At 76.7% G+C, this 6,023-nt stretch carries 2 protein-coding genes; one reads left to right on the top strand and one right to left on the bottom strand.

Features of this window, described 5'->3' with window-relative positions; translation table 11 throughout:
- Positions 1-50 precede the first annotated feature (50 nt).
- The gene (locus ABD879_RS31645) at positions 51-3,164 is read right to left on the bottom strand and encodes a type 2 lanthipeptide synthetase LanM family protein (protein ID WP_345025443.1); all 3,114 of its coding nucleotides are present in this window, start codon (positions 3,162-3,164) and stop codon (positions 51-53) included.
- 241 nt (positions 3,165-3,405) lie between these two features.
- On the opposite strand from ABD879_RS31645, the gene ABD879_RS31640 reads away from it, so the two are divergent.
- A partial coding sequence (locus ABD879_RS31640; RefSeq protein WP_345025442.1) for an ATP-binding protein occupies positions 3,406-6,023 on the top strand: 2,618 nt, incomplete at its 3' end.

The raw sequence follows: 6,023 nt of genomic DNA, 5'->3' as shown, positions 1-6,023 counted from the left end.
TCAAGATCATCCAGCCGTGTCGCCGTCACCAACGTCCATGGTCAGTACAGCTAGGTGAGGCCGGGCGGCGGGTCGAGCAGCAGCACGGACGGCACCCGGTCGGGGTGCGCCAGGCGCAGGAAGTGCATGCCGTGGCCGGACAGGCCGAGCATCAGGCCGGGGAAGAAGCCGTCGCCTTCCGGCGTCGGGTTCTGCCACTGGGTCTGCACCTGCACGTCGGCCTCCAGCCGGAACGCGGGCCGGTCGCGCAGCCCGGCGTAGCGCAGGAACAGTTCGGCGTTGCCGCAGCGGCCGTGGCACAGCGAGTCGTTCATCAGGCGGGGGAAGTCGCGCATCGTCGCCGTGACGGCCCGGTGCGCCTCGTCCAGCAGCGACTCGTCGTCGCGGCCCAGCAGGTCCCAGCTGTGGATGCGGCTGAGCCCGATGCCCGCGGCGCCGTTGCACCAGGCGTTGCCGTGCCGGGGCCCGCCGGAGGTGCCGGCGCCGTCCCGGGCCGCTTCGGCGAAGCGGCGCGCCTCGTAGGCGAAGGCGCGCCGGCCGGCCTCGATGTACTCCGCTCCGCCGGTGCTGGCGCCGAGGGCGATCAGCGCCCAGCCGATGCCGCCCGCGCCGTGGGCGAAGCCGGTCGGGCCGGGGTGAGCACCGGGGTGGGCGCCGGGACGGTCGGGCCGCGGCCAGCAGAGCGTGCCGCGGTCGGCCCGCGCCCGCCGCAGCAGGTGGTCGGCGCAGCGGTGGGCGACGTCGAGGCCGGCGGTGCCGCCGGTGGCGCGGGCGAGGCCGAGCATCACGGGGATGAGCCCGGCCGCACCGCCGAGCACGTCCAGGTGCCGGTCGCGGTCGATCCGGTCGGCGATGTCGCGGCTGAGCCGGACGGCCAGGTTGAGCAGGGCGAGGTCGTCCCACAGCGCGTACAGGTGGGTGAGCGCGTAGATCAGGCCGCCCGCGCCGGTGAACGCGCCGATGCCGCGGCGGCCGCACTGCCCGGCGGCGTGCTGGAGCGCGCGCCGCGCCGCCTCCCGGAACCGCGGCCGGGGGCACTCCTGGTCCAGGTAGGCCAGGAACAGGGCGATGCCGGCCGTGCCCAGGTACAGGTCGCCCTCCACGTCGACCTCGACCTTGCCGTCGCGGGTGCGCTGGTAGGACGTCCAGGGGGCGGGCGCGTCGGGTTCGCGCAGCATCGCGCACAGCCGTTCGCCGATCCGGACCGCGCGGTCGACGGCCGCGGCGGCGAAATCGGGGTCGGTGACCTCGCCGGAGGCGAACCCGGCGAGCCGGCCGAGGCGGCCGTGCGCGCCGAGCCCGGCGGCGATGTAGCGGGCCTGCCGGGCGCGGTCGCCCGGGGCCAGCCGCCGGATGCGCGCCGCCGCGCGGTCGAGGGGGGCGGCGGGCAGGCGGGTGCCCAGCGGTGTCCGGTGGTCGTGGGTGACGCGGTCGCCGTCGGCCGCGACCTCGAACCGGGGCAGGTCGAGCCGCCACAGCGACGCCAGTTCCCAGGCCGCGGGGAGTCCCTCGCCGGTCCGGTCGCGGACGGAGTCGAACAGCAGGTCCGCTTCGAGGGGGTCCATCAGCCGGCGCGGCCGCGCGGCCGCGTGCAGCAGGTCCGCGTACTCGCCGGGGTCGCGGCCGTGCACGCGGACGCGGCTGCCGGCGAACAGCCCGGTGACGCACTCCACGGCGGTGTCGGGCCACTGCTCGAACCACCGGTGGACGCGGCGGAAGCCGTCCTGGACGGCGTCGGTGTGGTCGGCGGTGCGGACGGGCGCGCCGTCGAGCAGGAGGCCGGGCAGGACGTCGACGGTCGCGGGCCAGTCGAGCAGGGCGGGGCCGAGCACGGAGTCGGCGAGGGGGCCGAACGCGTCGGCGTCCTCGGGGGACGCCGCGGGGAGCGGCGCGCCCAGCACGGTCGAGCAGTCGGCGATGTGCACGCGGCCGTCGGCGACCAGGACGGTGCCGGGACGCAGTTCGCCGCCGAGCACGTAGAAGCACGCCAGGTGGCCGCCGAACTCGCGGTGCACGCGTTCGGCCCCGGCCTGGTCGGGCACGGTGGCGCGGCAGGACGGGATCAGCGCCTCGTATCCGTAGCCGTCGCGCGCCAGGACGGGGCGCACCGCGAAGTCCAGCACGCCGTCGTCGCGGAGCCGGGCGAGCAGCCCCTGGTAGGCGGCCTCGGCCCGCACGCAGCGCGGCTTGTAGACCAGCCGGGCGCGGGCGTCGCCGAGCTCGACCTCCACGACCGTGACCGACCGCGCCCCCGCGTGCGGCCCCGACAGGCCCGGCCGCACCGAGCGGACCGCGGTGATCCGGCGCCCGCCGAACAGGGTCTCGGCCAGCGCGTCGGCGTCGGCGCAAAGCCGGGTCAGCAGCAGGCGGCCGTGGTCGGCCAGCAGCGCGGTGACGTGCGCCAGCCACCGCCCCAGCACGGGGAAGTCGAGGTAGAAGCGGTGGTAGGCGGCGGCGTCGGCGAAGGTCTTGTCGAGGTAGGCCAGGTCGTCGGCGGCGTCGCCGGCGTCCAGGCCGCCGTTCAGGTCGAGGTGGACGCGCGCGTCGGTCTCGACGGCGCGGGCGAGCGCGGGCTCGAAGCGCTCCAGCAGGTGGCGCTGGAAGTCGTCCACCACGCGGGGCCGCACGGGCGGCCCGGCGACGCGCAGCCCGGTGAGGCGGCGCGCCAGCTCGGCCAGGAACGGCTCGCACGCGGCGGCCAGGCGGCCGTGGCGGTCGTCGGAGGCGCGCCGGGCCGCGTCGAAGGCGGCGGACGCGGCGGGTCCGGCCTCGCGCACGCCGTCCAGCGCGGCCTCGTAGGCGGGCAGCCAGGCATGGTGCAGCTCCCGCAGCACGCGGGCGGCGCGGGCGCCGGGGTCGCGTTCGTGGCGGCGGTAGGCGGTGAGCGTCTCCAGGAGCGCCTGCCGCGTGTACCGGAGGGAGCCGGCCCGCCCCGCGGCGGTGTCGTCCGGCCGCCGCACGGCGAGCCTGCCGGCGAGGCGTTCGAGCCGCCACAGGCCGTAGGCGTCCGGAGGGGGTTTTCGCCCGCACCGCCCGTCCGGCCCGTCGCCGGCCGCGCCGTCGGCGGTGCCCAGCGCGGACACCGCCTGCACCCGTTCGGAGAGGTTGGCGGCGCGTGCCGCGATGTCCAGCGGATAGGTGTCCAGCGGATAGGTGCGGTCCATTCCCCCGAGTCCTCCGCTCCACAGAGCCTGCCCGCGAGGCGCGCGCATCGCGGCGGGGCGTGCGGCCCCCGTGCCCGCCGGAGCGCTTTACCGTTTCCTCGCAGAAGCAAATCCAGATTAGGAACGGGCTCTTTCACACGGCCTTCACATCGCTTCCACATCCCTGAAAACAACCAAGCGCTCGCTTGGCAATCCGAAAAACGATCGGGTTTTGTCGCAGTCGACTGGCATGCTGGGGCGCGTGAGCGCGCGCGTGTTGAGTCCCGCGCTGGTGGGCCGGTCGGCCGAGCTGGCGCAGCTGCGGGAGGCCCTGGCCGGCGCGCCGGGCGCCGTGCTGCTCGGCGGCGAGGCCGGGGTGGGCAAGACCCGGCTGATCAAGGAGTTCGCCGCCGGCCTGCGCGGCGCCGAAGGCGCCCCCGCCCGGGGCGGGCCGCCGCCCCGGCTGCTGGTGGGCGGCTGCCTGGAGCTGGGCCCCGACGGCCTGCCGTTCGCCCCGTTCACCGCCGTGCTGCGGGAGCTGGTGCGCGACATCGGCATCGACGGCGTCGCCGAGCTGCTGCCGCGCCGCGACCCCTCCGGCCTGGCCCGGCTGCTGCCCGAGTTCGGCGAGCCGGAGACCGACGCGGCCACCGGCGAGGAGCGCGCCCGGCTGTTCGAGCTGGTGCTGACCCTGCTGGAGCGGCTGGCCGAGCGCGCCCCGGTGGTGCTGGTGGTGGAGGACGCGCACTGGGCCGACCGCTCCACCCGCGACCTGGTGTCGTTCCTGATCCGCAACCTCGGCACCGCGCCGCTGCTTATCGTCCTGACCTACCGCACCGACGAGCTGCACCGCACCCATCCGCTGCGCCGCCTGCTGGCCGAGCTGGACCGGGTCGAACGGGTCCGGCGGCTCGAACTGGCCCGGCTGTCGCGCGCCGCCGTCGCCGAGCTGGCCGCCGGCATCCTCGGGCACGAGCCGCCCGCCCGGATCGTCGACGACCTGCACGCCCGCAGCGAGGGCAACCCGCTGTTCGTCGAGGCGCTGCTGGACAGCGACGGCTCGCTGCCGTCGGAGCTGCCCGAGTCGCTGCGCGACCTGCTGCTGGTGGGGGTGCAGCGGCTGCCCGAGGAGACCCAGGAGGTGCTGCGCGACGCCAGCGGCGGCGGCACCCGCATCGAGCACGCCCTGCTCGCCGCCGTCTCCGGCCTGGACGACGCCCGGCTGGCCCGCGTGCTGCGGCCCGCCGTCGCCGCCAACGTGCTGGTCGTGGACGGCGACGGGTACGCCTTCCGGCACGCGCTCATCCGCGAGGCCATCCACGACGACCTGCTGCCCGGCGAGCACAGCCGCCTGCACTCGCGGTACGCGCAGGCGCTGGAGGACGACCCGGGCCTCGTTCCCGCCGACCGGTTGTGGGTGGAGCTGAGCCACCACTGGTACTGGGCGCACGACACCACGTGGGCGCTGGTCAGCGCGTGGCGGGCCGCGGGCGACACCCGCAAGGCCGTCGCCTACGCCGAGTGCCTGTCCATGCTGTCGCGGGTGCTGGAGCTGTGGGACCGCGTCCCGGACGCCGCCGAACGCATCGGCGCGTGCCGCATCGAGGTGCTGGAGCAGGCGGCCGCCACCGCCGAGCAGGCGGGCGAGTACGAGCTGGGCATCAAGCTGGCCACCTCCGCGCTGCGCGAGCTGGAGGCCGAGCGGGGCGACGACATCGACATCCGCCGGGCCCGCCTGCTGGAGCGGCGCGGACGCATGTCCTACGAGCTGGCGCGCCCCGGCTTCGTCGAGGACCTGCGGGAGGCGGTGCGGCTGCTGCCCACCGACCCGCCGGGGCCCGAGCGGGCCCGCGCCCTGGCCACGCTCGCGCAGTACGGGCGGGTGCTGCACGGCACCGAGGAGGCCCAGGCCGCCGCCGAGGAGTCGCTGGCGATCGCCCGCCGCATCCGGCACCCGGTGGCCGAGGCGGAGGCGCTGCTCACGCTGTTCTGCGTCGACATCGACTACTCGGCCGGGCTGGAGGTGACCGAGCCGGCCGCGCAGGCGGCGCGGCGGGCCGGCGGCGGCGCCCAGCTGATGCGGGTCGAGGTCATCCGGTCGCACTTCCTGGAGGGCGCGGGACGGCACGAGGAGGCCGCCGAGGTGGCCCGGCGCGGCATGGAGCTGGCCGGCGAACTGGGCATGGCGCGCACCAAGGGCACGTCCCTGGCCATCAACCTGGCCGAGCCGCTGGTGTCGCTGGGCCGCTGGGACGAGGCGCGCACCGTCCTGCGCCAGGCCCTCGACAAGGACCCGCCGCTGACCATCCGCACCTCCCTGTTCGTGCTCGCCGGCGAGATCGCCCTGGCGCGCGGCGACCTGGCCGAGGCGGAGGCGCGGCTCACGCCGACGCGCGAGGTGATGTGGACCAAGGCCGAGGACCTGTTCGCCACGCTGCGCCTGCAGGCCAGGCTGCGGCTGGCGCAGGGCCGCCACCGGGAGGCGCTGGAGTCGGTCGTCCCGGTGCTGGAGCATGTGGGCCTGCCGGACGACGCCCGCTACGCCTGGCCCGTCCTCACGCTGGCCGCCGCCGCGTGCGCCGAACTGGGCGAGGACGCACTGCTGGACGGCGAGCCGGCGTTCCCGCGGATCGAGGCGCGGGCGGCCGGGCTGGACGTGAGCGGCCCGGCGCAGCGGGCCGAGCGGCTGACCTACCTGGCGCAGGCGGCGCGCGTGCGCGGCGTGCTCGACCGGCGGGCCTGGGACGAGGCGGCCGCGGCATGGGCGGCCATCAAGCGCCCCTATCCGCAGGCCGAGGCGCTGGTGTGGGCCGCGGAGGCCGCCATCGGCGCGGGCGACCGCGCGGGCGCCGCCGAACGGCTGCTGCGCGCCGCCGACCT

This window comes from Actinomadura keratinilytica, from assembly GCF_039539665.1.
Taxonomy (GTDB): Bacteria; Actinomycetota; Actinomycetes; order Streptosporangiales; family Streptosporangiaceae; genus Spirillospora; species Spirillospora keratinilytica.
This window is presented reverse-complemented; position numbering and strand designations above follow the sequence as displayed.